The organism is Mycobacterium arosiense ATCC BAA-1401 = DSM 45069, from assembly GCF_002086125.1.
In the GTDB taxonomy this organism is placed as follows: domain Bacteria; phylum Actinomycetota; class Actinomycetes; order Mycobacteriales; family Mycobacteriaceae; genus Mycobacterium; species Mycobacterium arosiense.
In genome coordinates this window covers 63,093-88,873 of sequence record NZ_MVHG01000005.1, presented here as the reverse complement: position 1 = coordinate 88,873, position 25,781 = coordinate 63,093, and the positions used below count along the sequence as shown (strand labels likewise).

At 64.5% G+C, this 25,781-nt stretch carries 26 protein-coding genes and 1 pseudogene; 21 read left to right on the top strand and 6 right to left on the bottom strand.

The window, feature by feature from the left end; translation table 11 throughout:
- The first annotated feature begins 56 nt into the window (after positions 1–56).
- Complete coding sequence (locus BST14_RS03945; protein WP_083063278.1) at positions 57–677, top strand: TetR/AcrR family transcriptional regulator; 621 nt, start codon at positions 57–59, stop codon at positions 675–677.
- Here BST14_RS03945 and BST14_RS03940 read toward each other — a convergent pair.
- Positions 652–1,077 (bottom strand): Zn-ribbon domain-containing OB-fold protein, encoded by a 426-nt coding sequence (locus tag BST14_RS03940; RefSeq protein WP_083063277.1) that lies wholly within the window; start codon positions 1,075–1,077, stop codon positions 652–654. The two genes, BST14_RS03945 and BST14_RS03940, sit on opposite strands and share 26 nt — an antisense overlap.
- A 1-nt stretch (position 1,078) precedes the next feature.
- Entirely contained in the window at positions 1,079–2,269 is a 1,191-nt protein-coding gene (locus BST14_RS03935) for a thiolase family protein (protein WP_083063276.1), read from the bottom strand.
- A gap of 108 nt (positions 2,270–2,377) precedes the next feature.
- Here BST14_RS03935 and BST14_RS03930 point away from each other — a divergent pair, with 108 nt between their 5' ends.
- The 14 genes from BST14_RS03930 to BST14_RS03870 all read left to right on the top strand — a co-directional run bounded on the left by BST14_RS03930 (position 2,378) and on the right by BST14_RS03870 (position 16,127).
- A complete protein-coding gene (locus tag BST14_RS03930; RefSeq protein ID WP_083063275.1) occupies positions 2,378–2,839 on the top strand; it encodes a MaoC family dehydratase in 462 nt (153 codons plus the stop codon).
- Positions 2,836–4,029 carry a thiolase family protein gene (locus BST14_RS03925; RefSeq protein WP_083063274.1) on the top strand — a complete coding sequence of 398 codons (1,194 nt, stop codon included), beginning with the start codon at positions 2,836–2,838 and terminating at the stop codon, positions 4,027–4,029. The genes BST14_RS03930 and BST14_RS03925 overlap by 4 nt, the downstream gene beginning before the upstream one ends.
- A gap of 4 nt (positions 4,030–4,033) precedes the next feature.
- Positions 4,034–5,602 (top strand): class I adenylate-forming enzyme family protein, encoded by a 1,569-nt coding sequence (locus tag BST14_RS03920; RefSeq protein ID WP_438502124.1) that lies wholly within the window; start codon positions 4,034–4,036, stop codon positions 5,600–5,602.
- Positions 5,599–5,793: a ferredoxin FdxE gene (fdxE, locus tag BST14_RS03915; protein ID WP_083063273.1), complete on the top strand. Its 195-nt coding sequence runs from the start codon at positions 5,599–5,601 to the stop codon at positions 5,791–5,793. Before BST14_RS03920 ends, fdxE begins: the two co-directional genes overlap by 4 nt.
- A 13-nt stretch (positions 5,794–5,806) precedes the next feature.
- Positions 5,807–5,974 (top strand): hypothetical protein, encoded by a 168-nt coding sequence (locus BST14_RS30015; RefSeq protein ID WP_158085849.1) that lies wholly within the window; start codon positions 5,807–5,809, stop codon positions 5,972–5,974.
- A 153-nt stretch (positions 5,975–6,127) separates the two neighbouring features.
- A complete protein-coding gene (locus tag BST14_RS03910) occupies positions 6,128–7,123 on the top strand; it encodes an LLM class flavin-dependent oxidoreductase (RefSeq protein WP_083063272.1) in 996 nt (331 codons plus the stop codon).
- A 73-nt stretch (positions 7,124–7,196) separates the two neighbouring features.
- On the top strand, positions 7,197–7,988 hold the full coding sequence (locus BST14_RS03905; protein WP_083063271.1) for a FadR/GntR family transcriptional regulator: 792 nt from the start codon (positions 7,197–7,199) through the stop codon (positions 7,986–7,988).
- Positions 7,989–8,099: 111 nt separating this feature from the next.
- Entirely contained in the window at positions 8,100–9,332 is a 1,233-nt protein-coding gene (locus BST14_RS03900; RefSeq protein ID WP_083063270.1) for a CaiB/BaiF CoA transferase family protein, read from the top strand.
- A complete protein-coding gene (locus BST14_RS03895) occupies positions 9,329–10,054 on the top strand; it encodes a TetR/AcrR family transcriptional regulator (protein WP_245845285.1) in 726 nt (241 codons plus the stop codon). Before BST14_RS03900 ends, BST14_RS03895 begins: the two co-directional genes overlap by 4 nt.
- A gap of 47 nt (positions 10,055–10,101) precedes the next feature.
- Entirely contained in the window at positions 10,102–11,259 is a 1,158-nt protein-coding gene (locus BST14_RS03890; RefSeq protein WP_083063339.1) for a cytochrome P450, read from the top strand.
- A 19-nt stretch (positions 11,260–11,278) separates the two neighbouring features.
- Complete coding sequence (locus tag BST14_RS03885) at positions 11,279–12,193, top strand: spirocyclase AveC family protein (protein ID WP_142279248.1); 915 nt, start codon at positions 11,279–11,281, stop codon at positions 12,191–12,193.
- Positions 12,194–12,209: 16 nt separating this feature from the next.
- A complete protein-coding gene (locus tag BST14_RS30270) occupies positions 12,210–12,386 on the top strand; it encodes a DUF7156 family protein (protein WP_169926047.1) in 177 nt (58 codons plus the stop codon).
- A gap of 292 nt (positions 12,387–12,678) precedes the next feature.
- A complete protein-coding gene (locus BST14_RS03875) occupies positions 12,679–14,958 on the top strand; it encodes an acyl-CoA dehydrogenase family protein (protein WP_083063268.1) in 2,280 nt (759 codons plus the stop codon).
- A complete protein-coding gene (locus BST14_RS03870; protein ID WP_083063267.1) occupies positions 14,955–16,127 on the top strand; it encodes an acyl-CoA dehydrogenase family protein in 1,173 nt (390 codons plus the stop codon). Before BST14_RS03875 ends, BST14_RS03870 begins: the two co-directional genes overlap by 4 nt.
- On the opposite strand, the gene BST14_RS03865 is transcribed toward BST14_RS03870, so the two are convergent.
- Complete coding sequence (locus BST14_RS03865) at positions 16,128–17,102, bottom strand: acyl-CoA dehydrogenase family protein (RefSeq protein ID WP_083063266.1); 975 nt, start codon at positions 17,100–17,102, stop codon at positions 16,128–16,130. It lies immediately after the preceding gene.
- 89 nt (positions 17,103–17,191) lie between these two features.
- Here BST14_RS03865 and BST14_RS03860 point away from each other — a divergent pair, with 89 nt between their 5' ends.
- The 6 genes and pseudogenes from BST14_RS03860 (at position 17,192) to BST14_RS03835 (ending at position 23,356) form a co-directional block, all read left to right on the top strand.
- On the top strand, positions 17,192–18,691 hold the full coding sequence (locus tag BST14_RS03860) for a class I adenylate-forming enzyme family protein (RefSeq protein ID WP_083063265.1): 1,500 nt from the start codon (positions 17,192–17,194) through the stop codon (positions 18,689–18,691).
- 17 nt (positions 18,692–18,708) lie between these two features.
- Positions 18,709–19,560, top strand: a complete 852-nt coding sequence (locus BST14_RS03855) for a mycofactocin-coupled SDR family oxidoreductase (protein ID WP_083063264.1) — start codon at positions 18,709–18,711, stop codon at positions 19,558–19,560.
- 7 nt (positions 19,561–19,567) lie between these two features.
- Positions 19,568–20,857 carry an FAS1-like dehydratase domain-containing protein gene (locus BST14_RS03850; RefSeq protein WP_083063263.1) on the top strand — a complete coding sequence of 430 codons (1,290 nt, stop codon included), beginning with the start codon at positions 19,568–19,570 and terminating at the stop codon, positions 20,855–20,857.
- A gap of 6 nt (positions 20,858–20,863) precedes the next feature.
- Positions 20,864–21,266: pseudogene (locus BST14_RS03845) on the top strand (acyl-CoA dehydrogenase); the annotation flags it as partial.
- Positions 21,267–21,355: 89 nt separating this feature from the next.
- Entirely contained in the window at positions 21,356–22,111 is a 756-nt protein-coding gene (locus BST14_RS03840; protein WP_083063337.1) for an enoyl-CoA hydratase-related protein, read from the top strand.
- A gap of 15 nt (positions 22,112–22,126) precedes the next feature.
- Positions 22,127–23,356 (top strand): CaiB/BaiF CoA transferase family protein, encoded by a 1,230-nt coding sequence (locus BST14_RS03835; RefSeq protein ID WP_083063262.1) that lies wholly within the window; start codon positions 22,127–22,129, stop codon positions 23,354–23,356.
- On the opposite strand, the gene BST14_RS03830 is transcribed toward BST14_RS03835, so the two are convergent.
- Genes BST14_RS03830 through BST14_RS03820 form a run of 3 tightly spaced genes read right to left on the bottom strand, consistent with a single transcriptional unit; the run spans position 23,349 to position 25,729 of the window.
- Positions 23,349–24,098 carry an alpha/beta fold hydrolase gene (locus BST14_RS03830; protein WP_083063261.1) on the bottom strand — a complete coding sequence of 250 codons (750 nt, stop codon included), beginning with the start codon at positions 24,096–24,098 and terminating at the stop codon, positions 23,349–23,351. The genes BST14_RS03835 and BST14_RS03830 overlap by 8 nt on opposite strands.
- A 9-nt stretch (positions 24,099–24,107) precedes the next feature.
- Positions 24,108–24,911 (bottom strand): enoyl-CoA hydratase/isomerase family protein, encoded by an 804-nt coding sequence (locus BST14_RS03825; protein WP_245845282.1) that lies wholly within the window; start codon positions 24,909–24,911, stop codon positions 24,108–24,110.
- Positions 24,908–25,729: an NAD(P)-dependent oxidoreductase gene (locus tag BST14_RS03820; protein WP_142279247.1), complete on the bottom strand. Its 822-nt coding sequence runs from the start codon at positions 25,727–25,729 to the stop codon at positions 24,908–24,910. Before BST14_RS03820 ends, BST14_RS03825 begins: the two co-directional genes overlap by 4 nt.
- Between the last annotated feature and the right edge of the window lie 52 nt (positions 25,730–25,781).

Below are 25,781 nucleotides of genomic sequence, written 5' to 3'. Positions count from 1 at the left end.
TAGCAGCTCAAAAGACTGGACTGGTGTTCGACATATCTGTCATGTAAGTTGCGGGCATGGCCTTGCCTCAAGCTGCCCAGGCCGCGGACTTACTCGACATGAGCCGTGGCGAACGCACACGTTCGGCGATCCTCGACGCCAGCAGACGGTTGTTCCTCGAGCGTGGATTCCGGGGCACGCCGATCAACGCGATCACCGAAGCGTGTGGCATCTCGCGCGCGGGTTTCTACACCTATTTCAAAGACAAGCGCGAGATATTCAACGTGCTTGGCAAGACGGCCTATCATGACGTGCTCGCGGTCATCGCACACTGTGCCGCGGCGATGCGGTCAACGGATCCTGATGCCGTGTGCCGTTGGGTCGGTAAGTATTTCGATTACATGGACCGTCACGGCGCATTCGTCACTGCCGCGGCACACACCGCTCCCGACGACGAGGAGTTCCGCCGTTCGCGTAACCACATGATGACTCGGGCAGCGTGGAAACTGGGGCAAGCGATCTGCGCTGAGGGAAAGCATTCCCCAGAAGTCATCGGCATCGCAGCGATGGGCCTGCTCGACCGCTCGTGGTATGCCGTGCAGACTCAGTCCGTCCCGGTCGACCGCGCCGAGATGATCGACATGGTTGCCGAGACTATCGCGGCCATGGCCGCTACGCCGGGCGAAACGCGTACGTGAGCAACGATTCGCCCGCTTCCGTCTCCACGAAAGTCGTCGAGATCACCATCTGCTGACCGATGCGCAGTTCCGACGCATCCGCACCGGTGATCAGCGACTCGACCAGCACGCGGTCGCCGAGCTGGACGAACCCGACGATGTACGGCCGGAAGGCTCCGGGCAATCGGTGGCCCTTGTACGGCAGCGGTGGGGCGAACTCTTGCGTTGTGAAGGTGAAAAGCGTTCCGTCCGTGGGCAATTCAACCGGCTCGATGTCCGCCTGAAGGTCGGGATTGGCGTCGAAGAGCTCTGGCCGCTCCGCCGGAAATTTCACCACGCCGGTCGACCGCCGTCGCGACGCCTGCAGCACGGCACGTTCGCCGTCGACCCGGAAAAGGTTGTCTGCGATGAGTTGAGTCATGTCATGCCACCTCGATAACCATTGCTGCTCCCATTCCGCCGCCCGCGCACATCGACAGCACGCCGACGCCGCCACCGCGGCGGCGTAGCTCGTAGATGGCCGACGTCACCATGCGCGCGCCGGTCGCGGCGATCGGATGGCCCAGGCTGATACCGGATCCGTAGACGTTGACGATTTCCTCGTTGAGGCTCAGTTCGCGCGCGCACGCCACCGCCTGAGCGGCGAACGCCTCATTGATCTCGAACAGCGCCACGTCCTCGATGGTGCGGCCCGCTAACTCCAGCGCTTTCGGGATGGCCGAGATCGGTCCGCTCCCAGTCTGGTTCGGCGGCACGCCAACCGAACTCCACGACAGCACGTGGGCCAATACGTCCTTGCCGGCGTCCGGCCTGGTCAGTGCGATCGCCGCCGCGGCGTCGTTGATCCCCGACGAATTTCCTGCAGTCACCGTGAACCCCTCGATCTCGGGATGCAGCACCTTCAATCCGGCCAGCGTTTGGAGGGTGGTGTCGCGGCGCGGGTGTTCGTCCTCGTCAAAGGTGATCGCCGACCCGTCGGCCTGCGGAACCTGCAACGGCACGATCTCGTCGACAAACGAACCGGCGTCGATGGCTTTCACCGCGCGTTGGTGGCTGCGCATCGCCCACTCGTCTTGGTCCTGTCGCGAGAGGCCGTACTGGACGGCGCAGTTGTGCGCCACCGTGATCGACATGTCGAGGGCCGGCGCGTCGGCTGTCGGCGGGTGTGACAGCGGGAACCAGGGGTCCTCGTAGTCCTCCGGCGACTTACCTGTGGTGAACGGCTTGCGCTTGCGCAGCAGCGGTGTTGTCGAACACGACTCCGTCCCGCCGGCCAGGATCGCTCGACTCATTCCCGCCGCAACTTGGCCCGCGGCCACCGCGACCGCCGAAAGGCTTGAGGCACATTGCCGGTTGACCGCCATCCCGGGGATGCCGGTCAGACCCAGGTCGACGGCGATGTAGCGGGCGCTGTCCCCGCCGCCCTGCAGGCTCTCGGCCAGTACGAGGTCGTCGAACTCGGCTGGATCAAAACCTGATCGTTGGATGGCCGCGGCGACGACCGGTTTGGCCAACTCAGTGGCGTTCATGTTGGCCAGCGTTCCTTTGCGAGCGGTGCCGATGGGGGTGCGCGCGGCGGCCACGATGGCGGCGCGCGACGTCGTTGACGTCATGAGTCTCCCGAAAGGTTGTCGGAAAGGCACCCTGAGTGGGCGTCCTGGTTCGCGCCCAGAGTATACCGTTAAATAGATATCTGTATTGGCGGTCTGACGGGAGCGAGAATGAAGACGATCGGATCGGCAGAACAGGCGATCGCGGCAATCGGCGCCGAACTCGGGGTCAGCCGGTGGTTCGAGGTGGATCAGTCGCGTATCGACCAGTTCGCCGACGTGACCGTGGACCACCAGTGGATCCACGTCGATGTGGAGCGCGCGAAAACCGAAAGTCCCTACGGCACGACCATTGCTCATGGTTTTTTGACCCTGTCGCTCATTCCAGGCCTGAGCAAGGACAACTACCGCGTGCAGAACGCCAAGATGGGCATCAACTATGGACTCAACAAGGTCCGATTCCTGGCCCCGGTGACGGCGGGTAGTCGGGTGCGGGTGCGCTCGGAACTCGCCGACGCGGTGAGAGACGGTGACGACACCGTCAACCTCACCGTCCGGCACACCGTCGAGGTCGACGGGTCGCAGAAGCCCGCCGCCGTGGCCGAGTTGATCGCCAGGTACGTGTTTCGATGAGCGGCGGCCCATTCGACGGCAAGGCGGTCCTGACCGGTGCGGGCAAGTCGCAGGTCGGCCGCAGGTTGGGCCGGACCGGGCTGGACCTGACGCTGGAGGCGGTGCTGCGTGCGATCGCCGATGCCGGGCTGGACGTTGACGACATCGACGGTATCGCCAGCTATCCCGGCCCCGGCGTGCCCGATCCGGGGTTTTCGGGTGCCGGTATTCAAGATGTGCGCAATGCGCTTGGGCTGCGGTCTCGTTGGTACATGTCCAGTTTCGAGACCGCCGGACAGATCGGCCCGGCGATCGAGGCATGCATGGCGGTCACCCTCGGGTTGGCGAACCACGTCGTGGTGTTCAGGTCGGTGTGGGAATCCACCGCGGCCCAACAGGGGGGTGGTGGCAGGGCGTCGGTGTTGTTCGGGGGCGGCAAGCTGCCTCCCCACCTCGAGTGGGTCGCACCGTTCGGCGCGTTGTCCGCAGCGAACTGGCTCGCCATGCCCACGCAGCGGTACATGCACGACTACGGGATGACCCGAGAACAACTGGGGGCGATCGCGATCAACGCCCGCCGCAACGCCGGACTGAACCCCGACGCCATCTACCGCGAGCCGATGACGATGGACGACTACCTCGGCGCACGAATGATCTCCGAACCACTGTGCCTCTACGACTGCGATATTCCCTGCGACGGAGCCACGGCCGTCATCGTCTCGCGCCGGGACGCCGCGAACGGACTGCCCCGCCATCCGTTGACGGTGGAGTCCGTCGGGCCCGGCATGTTCGAGCGTGCGACCTGGGATCAGCGTTCGGACCTCACCACAATGGCTGCCCACGATTCGTGCGAAACGCTCTGGAAGAACACAACGTTGACGCCTGGCGACGTTGACATGGCCCAGGTCTATGACGGCTTCTCGTTCCTGACCGTCATGTGGCTGGAAGCTCTAGGCCTCTGCGAGAAGGGCAAGGCGGGCAATTTCATCGAAGGCGGCGAGCGCATCGCGCTCGAGGGAGAACTACCCATCAACACCAGCGGTGGGCAGTTGTCGGGTGGCAGACTGCACGGCATGGGATTTCTACACGAGGCCTGCGTGCAGATGTGGGGCGAGGCCGGCCAACGGCAGGCACCCAGGACACCCGAAGTGGTCGCCGTGGGGGTGGGCGGCGGACCCGTCGCCGGTTCGATGCTGCTCAGCAGCCGGTAACGCCGTGTCCGAACTTGGCGAGGCGTCGATGACGTTGGGTGACATCGTCACCGACAATGCCCGACGCTTCCCCGATGTGATCGCATACCGCATAAATGATCGCGAGATCACCCATGCGGGACTCCGGCAGCGCGCGGCGCAACTGATCTCCGCGATGGCGTCTGCCGGTGTGCGACGTCAGGACCGCATCGCGATAATGAGCCGCAACAGCATCGAGTTCGGCGAGGTGATGGCGGCCTGCCAGCTCAGCGGAATCATCATGGCGACGATCAACTTTCGGCTCGTGCGCGACGAGGTGCACGCTGCGTTGGCGCGGGTGCGGCCATCGGTGGTGTTCGTTGCGGACGAGTTCGCGCCCATGGTTTCTGACATCGCGCACGAACTGCCGTTTCGGCCACTTCCGGTGTGCATCGGCGGACCCGGCGACGGCGGAATGGTGAGTTTCGAAGACTTTGCCGCGAGCGGCGCCCGCGGTGAACCGGTGCTGCGCGCACACCCCGACGACATCGCCTACCTGATCTTCACCAGCGGCACCACCGGTGCAGCCAAATGTTGCATCCTCGGCCAACGAGAGCAGCGACGCGTCGCGTTCACCATGAACGCCGAGATGTGCACGGGCTCGGACGATCGCGGATTGATCAACATGCCGATGTTCCACGTCGGCGCCATGGCGATCATCGCCGGATTGCATGCCCGTGGGGGCACGGTGGTGTTGCAGCAGAAGTTCGATCCGATCGACGCGGTTCGTCTCGTGTGCGAGGAGCGCATCACCCTCCTGCACCTGGCGCCGGTGATGCTGGGAGCGCTGCTGAGCGCGGTGACCGACGCCGGGCAGGTCGCGTCGCTGAAGACGATCGTCTACTCCGCCGCGCCGATGCCCCTGGGCGTCCTCGAGCGGGCGTTGGCGACGATTCCATCCGCCGGGTTTTTGAACCTGTACGGGCAGACCGAGGCGATCGTCTCCGGACTGCCCCGCGAACTGCACAGGGTCGACTCCTCGGACGTCTTGCGGTCCGTCGGGTTCCCGTTTCCGGGCTTTCGGGTCCGAATCGTCGGGGAGGACGGCGCTGACCTGCCGGTCGGTGAGCCGGGCGAGATTGCCGTGCAATCGAACTCGTGTTTCCGTGGCTACTGGGCCGATCACGCGGCGACGCTGGCGACGTTGCGTGACGGTTGGTTCCACACCGGCGACATCGGCAGGTTCGACGAGCGTGGGCTGCTCTATCTGGTTGATCGGAAGAAGGACGTGATCGTCACCGGCGGCGAAAACGTTTACTCGCCCGAGGTCGAGGATGCGGTAGGTCGGGTCGAGGGCGTCGCAGCTTGCGCGGTCATCGGAACGCCCCATGTCACGTGGGGCGAAACCGTATGTGCCGTCATCACTGTGCAGCCCGGCGCATCCGTCACGCTGGAAACGGTGCAAAACTGCGTCCGCGCACGGCTGGCCGGATACAAGATCCCACGACGGCTGGTGATCGTGGACGAATTGCCGACCCTGGCGAGCGGAAAGATCGACAAGAAGCGGCTCAGGATCGACGTCGCACATCGCCACGGAAGTGAGGAACCAGCATGAAGATCCGTCTCGAGCAGTCCAGGTGTGTTGGGCATGCGCAGTGCTATGCCGTCGATTCCCACCTGTTTCCGATCGACGATTCCGGTTACAGCATTGTGGAGGAGCACCAGGTCAAGCCCGAAGACGAGCGCAAGACGCGCGACGGTGTCGCGGCCTGTCCCGAAATGGCACTCGTGCTCGAAGAGGAATAACGGCCTTCCGCTGATGTCCGCGGGAGCCCTGGGCGACAACATGAGCGGGCTCACCATCGCGGGTGCGGATGGCGGCGGCACTAGTTTCCTCCTCGTGGTGGCAGTGTGCGTGATGCAGTTCGACGTCAACCTGGCCACGCTGCAGCCCTGCCTGCCGCCGAAGGTGCGCGGTCAAGCGTGATCGCCAATCTTCCATTTCACGTACCAAGTTAACCTGGTTATTCATGTTGGGGTAGTCTTGCTTGCCTGGGTCGCCTTCGCAGGTACCGCACGGCCGTGGTGCCTAAGTCGCCCAGATGACTAGGTCACTTTTGTCTTGGAGGGCTCTCGACGCATGCAGTGGGGATTGCCATGGCCAGGCGAGGAGACGGCGGCGAAGGCGGAGGCCGCTGGAGCAGTCGCTTTCTGCGCCGGCGAGTTCGCCGACCTGAGCGCCTACGTAACCGCCGCAGAAATGGCGCGCTCGACGTCGACCGCGATGGTCGGGCCCGGCATCGCCTACGCATTCGCCCGGTCGCCATTCATCCACGCTGCGTCCGTCCGCCATTTGGCAAAGCGGGCGGGGGACCGCGTTTTTCTGGGACTGGGCGCGGGGACCGCCCGGATGAACCGAGATTGGTTTGGTGTCACCGCGGACCACCCGGCACCCCGCATGGCCGAACTGATCGACGTCGTCGGGAAATTCCTGCGGGCTGAGAACGGCGAGTCGATCGAGTATCACGGCGACTTCTATAGCATTGATGCCGACATTCGCGCACCGGTACTTGGCGCACTTGACGTGCCGATCGTTGTCGGGGCATTCAACAGGGTGATGATTCGCACCGCGGGACAGGTCGCTGACGGCATTTTGGGGCATGGGCTGTTCACCGACCGCTGGTGGGAGGAGGCGGTCGAGCCCGAACTGGCCGCGGGTGCGAACACCGGAGGACGCCCGGTGGGCACTCTTAAAAAATGGGGGTGGCTCATCACCGCGGTCGATGACACCGACCCGCAACGAGCGATCAACGATGCCCGTCTGCAAATAGCTTTCTATTTGACCGTGCGGACCTACGACTCACTCGTACAAATGCACGGCTGGGAAGACCAGGTGAGCGCAATCCGGGCTGCATTCCTCAGAGGTCAGCCGGCAGCGATGGCAGAACACGTCACCGACGACATGCTCTGGGCGGTAGCGGTGTGCGGCGACACCGCCCAGGCGCGCGACATGTTGTCGAGTCGGAAACGGCTGCCGGAGACTAGTTTCCTGGCTGCGCCGAGTTTTCTGGTCAGCGCCCACAGACGGTCCAGGTACGACGACGCAGCCATACGGCTGATGTGCGAGCGGGATTGAACACAGAATCGGCACTGGAAAACGGGACCTACATGGTTTACTGAGTGAAATACCTGACGCAGCGAGGAGTCCCTTGTCCCGGCCCGAGTCCCTTGCACCGATGATCTCAGCAGAAGCCGCGCCTGGCGCAGTACGCGCGCCCAAGACAGCTGAGTTGGTAGCACGCACCTTGCGGCGAATGGTCGTGGACGGACAGCTCAAAGACGGCGACTTCCTGCCCCGGGAAGTGGACTTGATCGCACACTTTCAGATCAGCAGGCCGACTTTGCGGGAGGCAGTGCGAGTTTTGGAATCCGAGCGCCTCGTTGAGGTGCGCCGCGGTTCGCGCACTGGCGCCCGGGTCCGGGTACCTGGACCAGAGATCGTCGCCAGACCGGCAGGGCTGCTATTGGCGTTATCGGGCGCGACGCTTGCGGACGTCATGACGGCGCGCACCGCCATCGAGCCACCGGCCGCCAAGTTGCTGGCCGACGACGGCACCAGGAAGGCCCATCAAGAACTCCGACGATTGATAGACGACGTGCCCCGCGCGTGGGAGACGGGAACTTTGGCCCAGGCCTCGGCGCAGCTGCATCGGCGCATGGTCGAACTTTCGGGGAACGCGACCCTCGGAATCATTGCGGGCATGCTTCACGAAATCGGTGAACGCCACACGGCCACAGCGATATCGGGCGCGAGCCCCACCAACTCCGTACCGGCGGCAGAGTACAGCAAGTTGCTCAAGTCCTACACGCGTCTCGCGGACCTGGTCGAAGCGCGCAAGGGCGACGCAGCCGAAGCGCATTGGCGCCGGCACATGCAGGCGGCGGGCGCCGCGATGTTGAAGGGCTACGAGAAGACCAAAGTCCGCGACATCATCGATTAAAGCCTCAAATTCGTGACCAAGGCCTCCCCATAAGCCCGCCTGAGTGATACGGTCGCCTGGTATTGGCTCAATTTTGAGACGCACGACGATCATGGTCGCAGGAGGTTCGGTGTGACGCCGGGTCCGCTCGATGGGGTTCGCGTACTGGAGGTCGCCCAATTCACCTTTGTTCCGTCCGCGGGTGCTGTGCTGGCCGACTGGGGCGCCGATGTGATCAAGGTCGAGCATCCGGTCACCGGGGACGCTCAACGTGGACTGGTGCGCGTGCTCGGCGCCGCGGCGACAGTTCCGGGATCATCGTTCGCGCCGATCATGGAAGCACCTAATCGAGGCAAGCGCAGCGTTGGTTTGGCACTTGACAATCCCGACGCACGCCCGTTGCTCGAGGAGCTGATCCGGCGTAGCGACGTGTTCCTCACCAACTACATGCCTTCTGTACGGAACAAACTGGGCATCGATATTCCCGACGTGCGCAACGTCAACCCCGACATCATCTACGTCACGGGTAGCGGGTTCGGCGCGGAGGGCCCCGACCGGAATACGGGCGGTTATGACGCGACGGCATTTTGGGCACGCGGTGGTAGTGCCGATGGCGTCATGGCTTCCGATGCCGAGCAACCACCATTTATGCCCGCCGGAGCCTACGGCGACAACGTCGGCGGCATGTCGATCGCCGGAGGAGTCGCTGTGGCCCTATACCGCCGACAGGTTACGGGTAGCCCGTCGGTGCTCGACGTGTCGTTGCTTGCCGTGGGCGCTTGGGCCACCCAATTCAGCGTCAACATGGCGATGCTGTCCGGCGGTCCACTGCCGAAAGCCGAACGCAGAACCCAGGCGCCGGGGAACCCGCTCACGGGTTGCTACCGGACGTCCGACGGCAGGTTCGTCCAGCTGTCGATGCTTCAGCCGACGAAGTACTGGCCCGAGTTTTGCGGCCTCATGGGCCTCGACGACTACGCGCACGATCCGCGCTTCGCCACGCTGGAATCCATGTTGGACAACCATGAAGCGGCCTACGAGCTCGTCCGTGATGCGATCGCCGGCGAGACTTTCGCCGATTGCCGACAACGCCTCAGCCGCGGTGCGGGGCAGTGGGCACCGGTGCAGGATGCGTGGGAGCTCGCCAATGACGAGTCGTTGCTAGCCAATGGACTTATCGCCGAATTCGTTGATGCAGAGGGTAATCCACAGAAACTAGTCGCAAGCCCAGTGAAGTTCGGCGACATCCCGACGGTGCTGACGCGGGCGCCTCAGTTCGCGGAACACACCGATGAGGTCGTTCGGGAACTCGGCATCGACGACGACCGCCTGATCGAGCTGAAGATCGCCGGAGCCATCACATGATGGCGGTGGAGGTTGTGCCGTCGGATGACGGCACCGTCCGCGATCGTTTGATTCGGGCAGCTGACGCCGAGATCGCAGAGCGCGGAATCAACGCCGTGCAAATGGAAGTCGTTGCCACGCGAGCGGGCGTGTCCAGGGCTACAGCGTTTCGCCAACTCGGCAGCGTCTCAGAGATGTTGGTGCAGGTTGCATTGCTTCGGGCCCGTCGCCACGTAGCGGCCGTGGAAGCGTTGATGGCGAAAAAAGTCGGTGTCCTGGCAAAGGTCGAAGCCGCCCTGGTGTACACCACACGTGAGCTGCCAACGGATCCGGCGATCTCGGCGCTCATCGCCCAGGGTTCCGCTTCCGTCCACCACCCACACGTGCACCAGGTGGCCGTCGATGCAGTGGCTCCGACCCTACTCGAGGGCCAGCGCAATGGTGAGGTACGCACCGACCTGGAGATCGACGAGCTCATCGATTTCCTGGTCGAGCAGACCTATCTCGCCGCTCAAGAACTCGACCGCTCGGATGCGGCTGTCCGCAGGCGGTTTCGCGTCTTTATCGTTCCTGCGATCGCGCCGGCCAGCGGCGAGCGACTCGGGTTGACCCGGGAGGCCCAGCAGTCCGTGGCAGTGGCGATTGAGGCGCTCACCGATCTCGCCGCGCATCTGACGCGTGGCATTCCATCGACCATCGACCCAGCACCACGCATCCGTACAGTTCACGAGAGGAAGCCATGACCGACAACGACACAGTCACTTCATGCCCTGTCAGGAACGTGGAGCTGATGGCAGGACGATCGGCGCCGGCGCTCTCCCACTTCCAGCTTCTCGACGCGATTCAGGACGACGTCAGACCCGCCCTGCGCAGCACCGAAGCCGACGGCTACTGGATGTTCACCGACTACGCGACAATCCTGGACGGTCTGCAGCACCCCGAACTGTGGTCGAGTAGCGTCATCGTTCCCACCGAGCCGGATCCGCCCTACAAGTGGATCCCGGTGATGATTGATCCTCCCGACCACGCGAAGTGGCGCAAGGTGCTGGCCGACTACTTCTCGCCCGGCCGCGTCAAAGGCATGAAGGACGACCAGCACCGACTGGTCGGCGAGCTGATCGACACGCTGAAGCCCGCGGGCGGTTGTGAATTCGTCACCGAGCTGGCGCGCGTCTTCCCGTCCATCGTGTTTCTCAACCTCATGGGGATGCCGATCGACCATCTCGATGACTTCCTCACTTGGGAAGACATGATCCTGCACCAAGAAGGGGTGGGCGAGGAGGTCAACGCGCGTCGACTCGAGGGAATGACACATGTCATGGGCTTCTTCCAGGGGCTCATCGAACGACGACGCGCCGAGCGCCGCCCCGACGCCCAGGACATTGTCAGCACTGCGATCGACTGGGAGATCGATGGGGAGCCGATCAATGATCTGGAGTTGTTGAACTGCCTATTGCTGCTGTTCATGGCCGGGCTCGACACCGTGGCCAGCCAAACGTCCTACGCGATGCTCCATTTGGCCACGCATCCCGGTGACCGCGAGCGGATTATCAACGAGCCCAGCATCATTCCGCACGCGGTCGAAGAGTTGCTGCGCGCCTACCCGATTGTGCAGACCGCCCGGAAAGCGACTCAGGACATGGATTTCCATGGCTGTCCGGTGAAGGCCGGTGACATGGCGGCCTTCCCGATGGCGCTGGCGAATCGCGATGACCGCATGTTCCCCGGCGGACGTCGCGTCGACCTGGACCGCGGGATCAGCCGGCACATCGCTTTCGGAGGCGGCCCGCACCGATGCCTCGGATCTCACCTTGCTCGACAGGAGATGGCGGTTCTGCTTCAGGAGTGGCACCGCCGAATCCCCGAATACACACTCGCGGCCGAACCCGTCGAGCATGGCGGTCAGGTGTTCGGGCTGAACTCACTCGAACTGCGCTGGCAGGCTTGAGCCACCAAGAGACGTTCCAATGATCTGCGCAATCGGACACTTCTGCCCACCGGTAACTGTAAACCCGACCGGGGTCTGGTTTTTCAATTGGGTAATTCCGATCGCCGGGACCGGGTTTATCGTGCTAGCGGTGGCCGATGTCGTTCGACGACGCCGCCTCACCTGGGGATTCCTCTTCCTGTTCAACAGCATGGCCGTGTACTGGATGGAAACGGTGGGGGACTGGGGTCAGATGTTGTTCTACAGCCCGGCGTTCGCTCAGCACCACCTGCTGGACTGGCTTCCGCTGAAAACCCCCCATGACCCATTGTTCATGCCTTTCGCCTATGCGGTCTATTGGGGCGTGCACGCGCTGCTTGTGCTCTGGCTGAGCCAGTGGCTTTCGTCTCGGCTTGGCTGGAGCATGCTGAAATCCATGCTCGTGCTTGCTGTTCCGGTCAACTATGTCTGGGACTTCATCGTCGAAGGTCTGGCCACGGCAATGGGTTGGTGGACCTACGATCCCGGGATAGGCCCCGTTCTGGTGTGGAACAGCGGCGGACGGATCACACTGTTGTGGACCATCGGGCTGATGTGCACTTGGCCGAACCTGATCGCCTATTGGGCCGGTAAACCGCCTATCCGCGGCTTGAATCATTTGGAACGACTCTGCGGCCTGGACCGTTACACGACGGCCAAAGACCCGTCGCGCGAACCGGTTCCGGCGCCGGTGTCCGGCGCCTTGGGGCTGGCGACGAGGCCGCAAAGGATAGCAAAGACAGCGGAATTCGACGGGTTCCTCGACTATCAGGTCACGATTCGGAGATGGCGGTTCGAGCTAATGCGTTTGGGCGCTTGGTTCGTCGGATTCCAAGCGTCGTTCTTCCTGTTTCTTGTCGGACCTCTGTTGGTTCTACGCGTCATTCTCGGTGCGCAGAGCCCATATGTTCCCTAGCCAAGGAAGGCGCAAGTTGGTTGAGCCCAAGCGTCGCGACATGAAGGATATGCCCGCGGAGTTCTTCTTGCCTCCTGCCACCAAGGCGGGAATGTGGCGGGAAACAATTGCGTTGGTCGCCGGTTGCTACCTGTTCATTCTCACTATCGCGGTTGCCGTCATGCTGACTCAGGGAATAGTGATCCGCATTTGATTGCGAGTCATGGCTCGGCTCGAAGCATCGGTGAAGTACATTCAGCGCTCCGGTTTCCGTGACTTCGGAGGCGCTGCGAGGGCCAGCCTGTCTTGTTGGTATTTCCGCTCGCCGAGGTCGGCCGTTCGTCCACGATGACCAACCTTTGACTCGCAGAATCAAGCGCGCGGATAGACGGCTTTCCGGTCCAATACGACAATCAGGTTCGTCGCGGGCTGTCGCGAGATTTCACTTGTGCTCGCAGATGAATCGACGGGTTGACGGACATAACTAACCAAGTTAGCTTTGTAGTGTGACCACGGTTGGTGGTTGGCGTGCGCGCCTTCAGGAGCTACTGGATGATTATCGGCGCGAACAGGCGGCTGGTTCCGGCCCACAACTTGATCGCATCGATGCCGCCCGGGCCTGGCAATCCCGTCTGGTCGATGAAATGCTGGCCGCTCCAGGGTGGCCGAAGTCGGTCGGCGGAATGGGGTTATCCCTCGAAGAGCAACTCGAGTACTACCGGATCACCGCTGCCGCCGGAGCTCCGGCACATCCCTGCCCGCTGTCGTTCATCGTCGCCCCAACGCTGATCGCTCATGGCACCGAGGAACAGAAGGCCAGGTTCCTCGAACCACTCCTGCGCGCCGATGAGTTTTGGTGCCAGGGGTTTTCCGAGCCCGGGGCGGGCAGTGATCTGGCTTCGGTGTCGACACGGGCGGTGCGGGATCATGGCGTGTACCGGGTCAGCGGCCAGAAGGTGTGGACGTCGATGGCCGACCGGGCCGACTGGATGTTCGCGTTGGTCAGGACGGGCCCGGCCGGACGGGGCACCGACGGCATCACCTATCTGCTGATCCCGATGGACAGCCCGGGCGTCGAGGTGCGGCCTCTACGCGACATCAGCGGCGCGGCGCACTTCGCTGAGGTGTTCCTCGACGATGTCGAGGTCGCGATCAACCTCCGGGTCGGCGACGAGGGGTGCGGGTGGACCATCATGCGGACGTCGCTCGGCCATGAGCGCGCCACCGCGTTTCTGGCCGACGAGTTCAAATACCGCACGACAACCGACAGGGTCATCGCGCTGGTGCGCGCGCAACAGTTGGATGCCGACCCGATCGTTCGCCAGGCTGTCGCGCGGTTGGAGCTCGGTGTCCGCACGATCGTCGCGAACAGCGCCCGCGCTTTGGACGCGGTGCTGCGCGGCGAGGACCCCGGCGGCGTGGCGTCGGTAAACCGGTTGGTCAAGTCCGAGTTCGAGCAGGATCTGCACGCGCTGGCGTTGCGGGCGACCGGGCCGCACGGCGCATTGGGCAGTCGCGCGTCCGGAGCGATTGACAAGGGTCGCTGGACTTTTGGCTACCTGATGAGCCGAGCGACAACCATCGGTGCGGGAACCGCCGAAATACAGCGCAATACGATCGCCGAGTCGGTTCTCGGCCTGCCATCGCATCGCGGTGAAGGCCGTAGACCGGCTGCGGTCGACCCGGGCTCGCCGCTCGCGGTGTCGGATCCTAACGAACGGCAGCTGCGCGACGCTCTCGCAGAATCCCTGCGCGCCCACGCGGATGTCGCCCCGATTTTGGACCAGACACGCCTAATCGACGCCACCGACCACCAGCTGTGGTCGGCGCTGGTCGATTTCGGGTTACCCGGCTTAGCTATCGACGAGGCATTGGGTGGCGCGGGCACGAGCAGGCGACTGTTGTACGCCGCCATCGAGGAGGTGGGCAAGGCGATTGCGCCCGTTCCTCTGGTTCCCACCGTTACCGCGCTCGATGTCGCCGTCGCCGCCAGGGCCAAAGCAGCCGCAAAGCGCATCGTGGGTGGGGCGACGGCAGCGTTTGCGGTGCCGCTGCACGACACCGGCTGGCTGACGACCGGGCCCTCGCTTCCCGAATGGGACGGGCAGCGGTTGAGCGGGATGATTCCTGTCGTTGCGGGCGCGCCGGCGGCCGAAGTGCTGCTGGTGCTTGCCCGTACGCAACATCGGGAAGTCCTCGTCGTGGTCGATCCGAAGGAGGACGGGATCGACATCGACGCCCAACAGGCGCTCGACCTCAGCGCGACGATCGGTGCGCTCACCCTATCCGGGGCCCGCGGCGAAATCGTGGGCGAAGGACCGGATCTGCAGCGTGCCCTCGCGATCGCCCGACGCCACAGTCTGCTCGCGGTGGCGGCCGACTCCGTCGGGGTGGCGGCGCGGGCTCTGGCGATGTCGGTGCACTGGGCGTGTGAGCGTGAGCAGTTCGGCCGTCCAATCGGCAGCTTTCAAGCCGTTTCTCACCGATGCGCGGACATGCTCGTAGCGTTGGAAAGTGCCCGGGGGCTCGTGCTGTCCGCCGCCAACCTCGAGGTCGGCGAAAAGGATTGTTCCGCAGAGCTTGCCGCGGCTGCCGCATTCGATGCCGCGGTGGCGATCACCGAGGGCGCGGTGCAGGTCCACGGCGGAATCGGCTTCACCTGGGAACATCCCGCCCATCTGCTGTTGCGTCGAGCCAGGGCCAACGCGGTGCTAGTCGGACGCTCCGACGCTCTGCGCGACCGCGCTGCCCAAACCCTGCTCAGCCAACAGGAGGTCGGATCATGATTCCGGGGTTGGACGCCTTCCGCATCGAAGTGAGAGCTTTCATCGCCGAACACGCCCCGTCGATTCCCTATCGCGCGGGCGTGCGGAGCGCCGAGGATGAGGCCGAGTTTGCAGCCTTGCGGCGGTGGACCGCGCGGTTGTACGAAGCCGGCTACCTTGGCATGGATTGGCCCACCGAGTTCGGGGGGCGTGATGACCGTTCAGCCGAACATGCGATCGTCGTGGCCGAGGAACTGGCTCGCGCGCAGGCGCCCGGGGCGCAGAGCGGCAGCGTGTTGGCGTCGCGCGCACTGATTGAGTTCGGCAACGACCATCAGCGTCGCCGCTATCTGCCGCAAATACGTGCAGCTGAAGAGTTTTGGTGTCAGCTATTCAGCGAGCCGGGCGCGGGAAGCGACCTGGCCTCGTTGCGCACGCGCGCCGTGCGCCACGGCGACACCTACGTCGTCGACGGCCAGAAGGTGTGGACCACCGACGGACATTGGGCCGAATTCGGATACCTGCTCGCCCGAACGGATCCCGAGGTACCCAAACACAAGGGCATCAGCGCTTTCATCCTGAACATGTCCGCGCCCGGCGTCACCGTGCGGCCACTTCGGGAGCTGACTGGCACTTCGGACTTCAACGAGGTGTTCTTCGACTCCGTCGAGATACCCGCCGAAGCCATGATCGGTGAGCCGGGCCAAGGCTGGAAAATCGCCAACTCCAGCCTGGCCCACGAACGGGCCAATGTCGGTGCGGTCGTAGTGAAGTTGAAGCGCGCCGTCGACGACCTGGTCGACCTCGCGCGTCGTGTCGAGATCGGCGGCCGGCCAGCCTTGGAGAGCGATCGGGTGCGCGATCGGATCGGCCACTTCAAAGCCGAAGTGGCGGCGCTCTCGGCGCTTACGGACGCCAATCTCACTCGCTGGTTGCTAGGCAAGGAACGCTCGCACGACGCCGCGATGAGCAAGCTGATGTTCAGCGAGATCAACCTCGAAATCGCGTGTTTCGCAGTCGAACTCGGCGGTGAAGCCGGCGTGCTGGTGCACGGTGACGCCGCGGCCCTTGATGGCGGCCGCTGGCAGGACGAGTGGCTCTACGCCCGTGCGTTCACCATCGCCGGGGGAAGTTCGGAGATCATGCGCACCCTGATCGCGGAACGGGGACTGGGCCTGCCGCGCGGCTAGTCACGCGGGGACCAGCGCAGCCCGATGCTCGGCCACGGTTCCGTCGAACGCCTCATCGACCTTGATGCGGCGCAGGAACAGGTGCAGATCGTGCTCCCAGGTGAAGCCGATGCCGCCGTGAACCTGCAAAGCGGTGCTAGCAACCCGGCTGGTCGCCGATTTCACGTACGCAGCCGCCGCCGAAACTGCGGGCTTCCAGACGTCCTTGGTCGCGTTGTCCAAGGCGAACGCCGCGGCCCAGAGCGTCGAGCGTCCGGCTTCGACGCCGACGGCCATGTCCGAGCAGTGGTGTTTAACCGCCTGGAAGGACCCGATCAGCGCCCCGAACTGTTCGCGCTGTCCGGCGTATGCGACGGTCATCTCGAGCAGTCGCGCCGCGCCGCCCAGCGCGTCCAACGCCCGGTGCAAAGCCAGCGCCGCACGGACCCGGTCCACACAGCCGGCCGGGGCGGGCGCCCACTGAAGTGCGGTCTGGCCGAGATCGAGCCTGGTCCACGACCGCGTCAGATCCAATGTCGTCATCGACACCAAAGGTGGATTGGCCACCAGTGCGACGAAATCGCCGTCGTCGGCTTCGCGGACGGCAACCAAGCTGTCCATGTCGGCGGCCATCGGAACGGGGTGGGTGGTCTGGCCGGCCACGCGGGCCACGCCGACAATTGCGCCCTCCGGCGCGTCGATCTCGGCCCGCTCGAGCACCCATCGACCGATCGCAAGGTCCGCTATGGGAAGCGAACTGGCCGCATAGCCGTGCGCCTCGCTGCACACCGCCAGGTCCATATGTGTGCCTCCGACACCAGCCGTCAACAGCCCGAGCAAACCGGAGTCGGCGGCGTGGGCCGCGGCTTGTCGGTCGAGCCGAATCACCGTCTTGTCCAATGACTCTCGTACCTTCGCGATGGGATCGTGGCGCTCGAGCCAGGCTCTTTCGGCGTCAGCCAATTGCTCTTGTTCCCCTGAAAGGCAGAAGTCCATAACTACCTCCTTCAGTAGATTGACCTAGTAAACCATGTCGACTACGTTGGTTGAAACGGTGCGCGCGTTGAAGAGACCGGAAGGTGGGAATGACGAGCATCCACGAGGCGCTGGGGCAGCTGTGGAATGCGGCCGACGATGCGCGCATGCTGCAGCAGGAGGGACAGTGGTTCACCTGGGGTCAGGTGCGGGGGCTGGCCGAGGACATCGACCGTGAACTGACCGCTGCCGGCGGCGGCGCCGGCGCCCGCGTCGCCGTCGTGCTCGAAAACCGGATGGAATCAATTGCCGCCGTGATCGCGCTGTTTCGTTCAGATCGCACCTTGGTGACCCTCAACCCGCTGCAACCGGCCGACCGCCTGGCCGCCGATCTCGCGACCGTCAGTGCCGACTACGTCATCGCGCCGCTGCAGCTTCTGGACCACCCCGAAATCTCCGGTGCCGCGGCGGCTACGGGCGCGGCGGTGTTCGCCGTCGACGGATATGACGTCACCTTGCACGCGACAGCTTTCCGCGGCGCAGCCGCCGGCGATCCGGGTGTCGCCATAGAGATGCTGACGTCGGGCACGACGGGACCGGCGAAGCGCATACCCCTGCGGCGCGGGCAGCTAGAAGCTGCCCTGTCGGCGGCACTCAAGCACAACAACCGCCCCGCGACCCGGAACAAGCCGCCGCTGACGGGCGCGGTCGGGATGGTGACCCTTCCCATCGTGCACATCGGCGGCTTGTGGTCTCTGCTTCAAGCTTTGGTGGCCGGGCGGCCCATCGTGATGCTCAAGCGGTTCACGCTGTCCGGCTGGCACGCCGTGATCGCCAAACATAAGCCTGCGGTCGCCGGGCTACCGCCGCCAGCGATCCGGTCCGTGCTCAACTCCGACATCCCCCGCGAGGACCTGGCCAGCCTGCGCGCATTGATTGCGGGAACCGCTCCGGTGGACGCCGAGCTCGTCGACGCTTTCCTAGCCCGGTACGGCATCCCCATCCTGATTACCTACGGCGCGACCGAGTTCGCCGGCGCCGTGGCGGGTTGGACGCTCAAGGATTTCCGCGCGTCGTGGGTCACCAAGAGGGGCAGCGTCGGACGCGCGTTTCCCGGTGTGCGGCTCCAGGTGATCGACGACGACGGGTGTGTGTTGCCCCCGGGACGCACCGGTCGGTTGCAAGTGGCGTCGGCCCAGGTAGGCGCGTCCGGCGAAAGCTGGGTCACTACGAACGATCTTGCCCACATCGATGCGGACGGCTACCTCTACATCGACGGCCGTGCCGATGACGTCATCGTCCGGGGCGGCTTCAAGGTCGCGCCGGACACGGTCGTGCGGGCCTTGCGCGCACATGACGCGGTTGCCGACGCCGCGGTCGCCGGTCTGCGAGATGAGCGGCTAGGTCAGATCCCGGTCGCGGCAGTCGAGTTGCGAGCGGATATGGACGCCAGCGGTGAGGCGCTCCGTGAGCACTGCCGGACCACACTGACCCCCTACGAGGTGCCGACGCAGGTGTTCGTCGTGGACGAACTGCCCCGTGGTGCGGCGTTCAAAGTCGACCGGCGGCGCCTGGTGGCGCTGCTCGAGGAGCTCCACCAAGCGAACTAGGAAGGCAGGTACTCAAGATGGGACGCGTGCAGGACAAAGTCGTTCTGGTGACGGGCGCAGCGCGCGGTCAGGGCCGTAGCCACGCCGTCAAACTGGCCAAAGAAGGGGCCGACATCATCCTGTTCGACATCTGCCATGACATCGATACCAACGGGTATCCGCTCGCCACACCGCGCGACCTCGAAGAGGCTGGACTCGAGGTCGAGAAAACGGGCCAACGGGCTTACACGGCCGAGGTTGATGTCCGCGATCGGGCGGCGGTCGTGCGCGAGATGTCCAGCGCGGTAGCCGAGTTCGGCAGGCTCGACGTTGTCGTCGCCAACGCCGGAATCTGCCCGCTCGGCGCCCAACTCGGCATCCAGGCGTTCGTCGACGCATTCGACGTCGACTTCATCGGAGTCGTCAACACGGTGCACGCGGCGCTGCCTCACTTGCGGACAGGCGCCTCGATCATCACCACCGGATCGATTGCCGGCCTTCTCGCTGCCAGGGTGCCTGCCGGGATGGCGGGACCCATGGGCCCGGGCGGCGCGGGCTACAACTACGCCAAACAGCTGGTGGACTCCTACACTCTGCAGCTGGCCACGCAGCTTGCCCCACAATCGATCCGCGCCAACGCGATTCATCCTACCAACGTGAACACAGCGATGCTGAACAGCGATCCGATGTACCGGCAGTTCCGACCGGATCTCGATCAGCCGACCCGCGATGACGCGCTGCTGGCGTTTCCCGCGCTGCAGGCAATGCCCATTCCGTACATCGAGCCGGGCGATGTGTCGAACGTCGTCTGTTTCCTGGCATCCGACGAATCCCGCTACGTCACCGGCCTGCAGTTCAAGGTGGATGCGGGCGCCATGTTGAAGGTCTAGAAGTGACATGACAACCACAGAAACCACCGAAACCGCCGCCGTCGAAGGCCGCATCACCGACGAGGACATCGAGCGCGCCAAGGCCCAGATCGGCATCGCCGTCAACCAGCGTGATGAGGCGTGGAACAAGCTGCCGAACGCGGATGCGATCAGCCACTTCGCGTTCGGGTGTGGCGACGACAATCCGCTGTTTTACGACCCCTCGTATGGAGCGAACACTCGCTGGCACGGTCAGATCGCCTCGCCCACGTTTCCGATCAGCACGGGCCTGGACCAGACCCCGAAGTTCGCCGACCCCGAACGCAAGAAGCTGTTCCGCGGCCTGTTCCGCGGCACCGGAAAGTACTACGCGGGTGTGAAATGGACGTGGTATCGGCCCATCTACGCCGGGCGGCCTGTGCTGATGGAGACGTTCACCCTCGACGTCGAGGTGAAGGAGAGCGAGTTCTCCGGCGGGCGGTCGGTCAAGGAGACGTTCCGCTACCTCTACGTCGACGCCGACGGCAATCCGATCGCCACCCGCGATGAGTCGTACATCAATGCCGAGCGGCAGGGTTCGAAGAAGTCGGGTAAGTACTCACACATCGAGCGGCAGCGCTGGAGCGCGGAGGAATTCGCTCAGGTCGAATCGGCCTACGAAGCCGAGGCCCGGCGGGGTGCGGAGCCACAGTGGTGGGAGGACGTCAGCGTCGGCGACGCGCTGCCGCAGGTGATGAAGGGGCCGCTGACCGTCGTCGACATCATCAGCATGCACATGGGATGGGGCTGGGGCGGTTACGGTGTTGGCCCCCTGAAGTTCGCCCATCAGCTGCGCAAGCGCATGCCGGCGTTCTACACCTCCGACGAGTACGGGGTGCCCGACGTCGTTCAGCGGTTGCATTGGGATCCCGAACGCGCGAAGGCGCTGGGCATCCCCGCTCCGTACGATTACGGTCAGATGCGGGCCGCGTGGGTCAGCCATCTGCTGACCAACTGGATCGGTGACGACGGCTGGCTGGCCGAAATGGACCTACAGTTGCGCGGATTCAACTATCACGGCGACATCCACCGATGCACGGGCAGCGTCACGGCCAAGGGCGAAGGCCCCGGTGAGTTCGTGTCGATCGACGTCGCTGCCACCAACCAGCGCGACGAAACCACGACGAAGGGTGGCGCGAAAGTGCTGCTCCCATCAAAGCAGTCGGGAGCTGTGGTCCTGCCGGTGCCCGACGACGAGCTACGAAGACGTGGGGCTCAGGTCGTCTCGCGGATGGCGGGAAAAGTCGGGCAAGAAATGCGCCGAATCCACGGTGAGTGAGCTGACATGAAACGCCTGATCTATGAGGCCGAGCACGAGCAGCTTCGGGAGACCACCAAGCAGTACCTCGAGCGCGAGGTCGCGCCGAACGCCGAGAAGTGGGAGCGTGACCGCATCGTCGATCAACGAGGAACTGTCGAAATGGGGCACGACGGTACCCGCCCTGACACTGCAGAACGACGTTGTCGGCCCCTACTTCAAACACCTTGCCAACGCCAGCAGAAGAAGCGCTGGCTGCCCACCATCAACACCGGCGAGACCATCGTCGCGATCGCGATGACCGAGCCGGGAGCGGTACCTCCGGTGTGCGTGATCGGGACGGCTGGATCGCAACGGTTCCAAGACCTTCATCTCGTCGGGCTTCAACTGCGACCTCGTCGTGGTCGTCACGCGGACTGATCCGGCGGCCGACGTCAGGATCGAGACGATCTGCGGAGGAACCACCGAGATCATGAAGGACCTCATCGGCCGCGATCTCGGATTGTGACGGCGGTGGCGATCAACGGTGTCTCGGTGAACCGCAACGGTGCGGTTCTCCGGCTGGTGCTGGACCGGCCGGAGAAGCTGAACGCCGTCGACACGCCGATGCTCAACGAGTTGCTCGACAGGCTGCTCGAGGCGGCCGACGACGATTCCGTGCGCGCCGTGCAACTGTGTGGTGCGGGACGAGCCTTCTGTTCGGGCGGCGATCTCAGCGGCGGCAACACCAAGGGGGCCGTGTTTGCGGCCAGCAAGGTCGTGCAAGCGCTCACCACGATGCCCCAACCAGTGATCGCGGGGGTGCACGGCCCAGCGGTCGGCATCGGCTGCCCGCTCGCCCTGGCGTGTGACCTGGTGGTCGCCGCCCGATCGGCGTACTTCCAGCTTGCCTTCACCAGGGTCGGTCTGATGCTCGACGGCGGCGCATCCGCGCTGTTGCCCGCGGCGATCGGCCGGGCACGGACAGCCAGGATGGCCATGACGGCCGAGAAGATCTCGGCGGCAGACGCTTTCGATTGGGGAATGATCTCGCACGTCGTCGGCGACGATGCCTACGACGCGGAGCTGACCGCGTTGACCAATATCCTCGCCTGTGGGCCGACACAGTCGTACCGGTGGATCAAGCGTGCACTGGCGGCGGCCACGCTCACCGACCTCGAAGCCGTACAAGCGTTCGAGGCCGAAGGGCAGCGGGTCCTCGTAAAGTCGAATGACTTCCACAGAGCCACAACGGCTTTGCGGAAAGGCCGGCAGCCGAAGTTCCAAGGCGATTGAGGAGGCAATGGTGGAATGAAGAAGCCAATGAAAGGGGTGCGCGTCCTCGAGGTCGCACAGTTCACGTTCGTTCCCTCGGCTGGCGCCGTGCTCGCGGACTGGGGGGCCGACGTCATCAAAATCGAGAACCCCGTCACCGGGGACGCACAACGCGGTCTGGTGACCGTGTTGGGTCGTTCGGCGACCAAACACGGCGTGCCGTTCGCGCCGATCATCGAGGCGCCGAACCGCGGCAAGCGCAGCGTCGGTCTTTCGCTGGCGCTGACGCAGTCACGGCCGGCACTCGAAGAGCTGGTCCGGCGCAGCGACGTGTTTTTGACTAGTTATCTGCCGCAGACCCGCGCAAAACTTCGCATCGACATCGAGGATATCCGGCGGATCAACCCCCACATCATCTACGTCGGGGGAAGCGGATTCGGCAGTCGCGGACCCGATTCCGACACCGGCGCGTACGACGGAACCGCCTTCTGGGCCCGTGGCGGCAGCGCTGACGGCGTCACACAACCCGACGCCGACGCCCCTTCGATGATGCCCGCGGGAGCCTACGGCGACAACATCGGCGGGCTCACCATCGCCGGTGCGGTCGCGGCGGCACTGTTCGGTAGGCAGAGGACCGGCGAGCCGTCAATCATCGACGTGTCCCTGCTCGCGGTGGGAGCGTGGGCGATGCAGTTCGATGTCAACCTGGCCATGCTGTACGGCTGCCCGCCGCCGAAGGTGCGCGGTCATAGCCAGGCACCCGGCAATCCGCTGACCGGCGCGTACCGCTGCGCCGACGGCCGGTTCATCCAGTTGTCGATGCTGCAGCCGACGCGCTACTGGCCGGACTTCTGCCACTTGTTCGGCATGATCGCGGCAGCGACCGACGATCGGTTCACATCTCTGGAGTCGTTGGCGGCGAACGCCGACGAAGCGGCCGAGTTGGTGGCCGATGCGATCGGCCAGCGGACGTTCGACGAGTGCAAACGGCTGCTCGACCAGTCCGGCGGCCAATGGGCGCCGCTGCAGGACGCTTGGGATGTCGCTAACGACGAAGCATTGATCGCCAACGGTCGCGTCGCCGACATCGTCGACGCCCAAGGCTACCGGCAGAAGCTGGTGGCCAATCCAGTGCAATTCGATGGTGCGCCGGCGGATCTCACCCGGGCACCGATGTTCGCCGAACACACCGACGAGGTGCTTCGGGAGCTGGGTATCGACGACACCGGCCTGCTCGATCTGAAGTACGACGGCGCGATCACCTGACCGATTTCTCGTACTGGCGGCACCGGTCGATAAGAATCCGCGCTGTGCGATTCGGGTGGCTGATCATCAGGTCATGGCAAGTGTCGACCTCGATGACGGTCTGTACCCCGCCGAGCGCGTCGATACTGCGCTGTTGGGACGCGACGGACAGCGCGCGGTCGCGCGTGGTGAGAATCCATGTACGGGGTACGTCCGCCGGCAGGTCACGGCGGTCCACCGGTTCAATCCCGATCGCCACCGCCTCGGGGTATAGCCGCGACATCGCGAACTGGCGCTGCTCCCTTGTCATGCCATTGCAGAACGCGTAGCGCGCAGCGAAAGCCGGGACTTTCAGCGGCTTCCCCCTCTCGGCGCCGCGCCGAGCGAACCATGCCAGTGGACCGTCGAGAGTGTCCACGATCGCCTCACCCTGACGAGGCACGAACGCCGCCGCCAAAACCATCTCACGAACGCGCGACGAACCGAGCCGGGCCACTACCCCAGGAACCGTCACTCCCGCCATCGAGTGGCCGACGATCACCAGCTCGCCAAAACCCGCATCATCGATATCGCCGACCACGGAGTCCACCCAGGCGCCGATGGTGGCCGCCGCCAGCTCACCCGGTTTGGAGCTGCGACCGGGAAGGTCCACCGCGAGGATGCGCAGTTCTGGCTCCTGGCGGCGCAACTCCGCGACTGTCAGGTCCCAGCAGTCGCCCGCATGCTCGCCGCCATGGACGAGAACGAGATCGGGGAGCGGCATCCGCAGTTCTCAGCGGAACCGCGGGAAGCGCTTGTTGGCGCGGGAGTCGGATGGGTTGGCGTAGTCGTTGCCGATGTGGGTGTAGGCCATTCCGTGTCGCTGACGCAGGCTCGGAGAGAGATCCCTGGCCTCCCACATGGCGCGCACGGTGCCCTGCACGGCAAGCGGTCTGCGAGCCGCGATTTCGCCGGCTAGGCCGGCGGCCCGCTCGCGAAGATTGTCGTCGGGCACGACCTCGGTCACCAGGCCGAGTCGTAGCGCTGTCGACGCGGTGATGCGTTCCTCGCTACCCAACAACGCCCAACGCATCACGTCGCCATAGGGAACGCCCAATGACAGCATGCCCATCGGTTCGAGAGCCGAGACAACGCCGCCGTTGGCGTGCGGGTCGAAGAAGGTGGTGTTCTCGGCGCAGATCGCGAAGTCGCATTCGTTGACGAAGTACATGGCACCGCCAGCCACCATGCCGTGCAGCGCGGCAATCACCGGCTTCCACACCTGATGAGCCTTGGGCCCCAAGAAGGTTCCGGGGTCTTCTTGGTTGAACACCGGCTGGTCGGCCCACCACCGACCCGCCGATACGTCGATTCCGGTGCAGAAGGCTCGTTCTCCGTTAGCTCGCACGACGGTGACCCGGATGCCCTCGTCATCGCGCACCCGCTTCCAGGCCGCGGTGAGCTCGGTCGCCATCGTCTGGTTAAAGCTGTTCATCTGGCCGGGGCGGTTCAACGTCACTGTCGCGACGTGATCGCTGACCTCGAACTCGATGGTCTCCCAGTCGGTCGTCGACTCATCGCCCGTCGTCTGTGTCACTTCGCTCCAATGGCTTCGAGCGGCAGAGGGCCCGTGGTGACGACATCGCCGAGCAGACCGAGATCGGCGCCTGCCTGCGCAGCGGCCTCCAGGCATGCAGCGAAGTCCTTGCGAAGGAAAGGACCGGCGATCTCCGTGAACGGCCCTATGCCGCCGATCTGCTCGATGTGTGTGGCGACGCGACTTCCGGCGCTACATACCTGGAGTGCGGGCAGCAGAACATCGGGGGCGATACCCATCGACGTGCCCAATTCTGTTGCGGCGGCGACCAGCTGGGCGTTCGCGGCGAAGAGCACGTTGTTGATGAGTTTCAGTGCCAAGGCGCTCCCTAGTTCCCCGGTGGGGACGATCGGGTCGGCGTACGCCGCTAGTACCGGCGTCACCACTTGCACCGCATCGGCATGGCCGCCGATCAGCACGGTGAGGGTGCCGGCAGCGATGTCGTCGGCGGTGCCGCTGACCGGCGCGTCGAGGACTGTGGGCGCGGATGGATGGTCACTCAGGCGCTCGAGCGTTGTCAGCGTACCGGTGGTGTGGGACACGAAGATGCCGCCGCGCTTGGCGTTTGCGATAAAGCCTTCGGGGCCCGAGCCGAGTTCCATGAGTTGTGCGTCGGAGAACAAGCAAGAGATCAGAATGTCGCTGCCGGCGGCGAGTTCAGCCACCGAAGCGGCAAGCCGGGCGCCGCGTGCTGCCACTCGATCGCGTACCTCGGGCCGCCTCGTGTACGTCGTGACGGGCACCCCGGCTTCAAGCAGGCGCAGCACCATGGGCTCACCCAACTGACCCGCTCCGATGAAGCCGACGGCTTTGGTCACTGTGCCCTCCTCGAGCACTCGGGTATAACTAAGTAAACTAGGTGTTCCATGG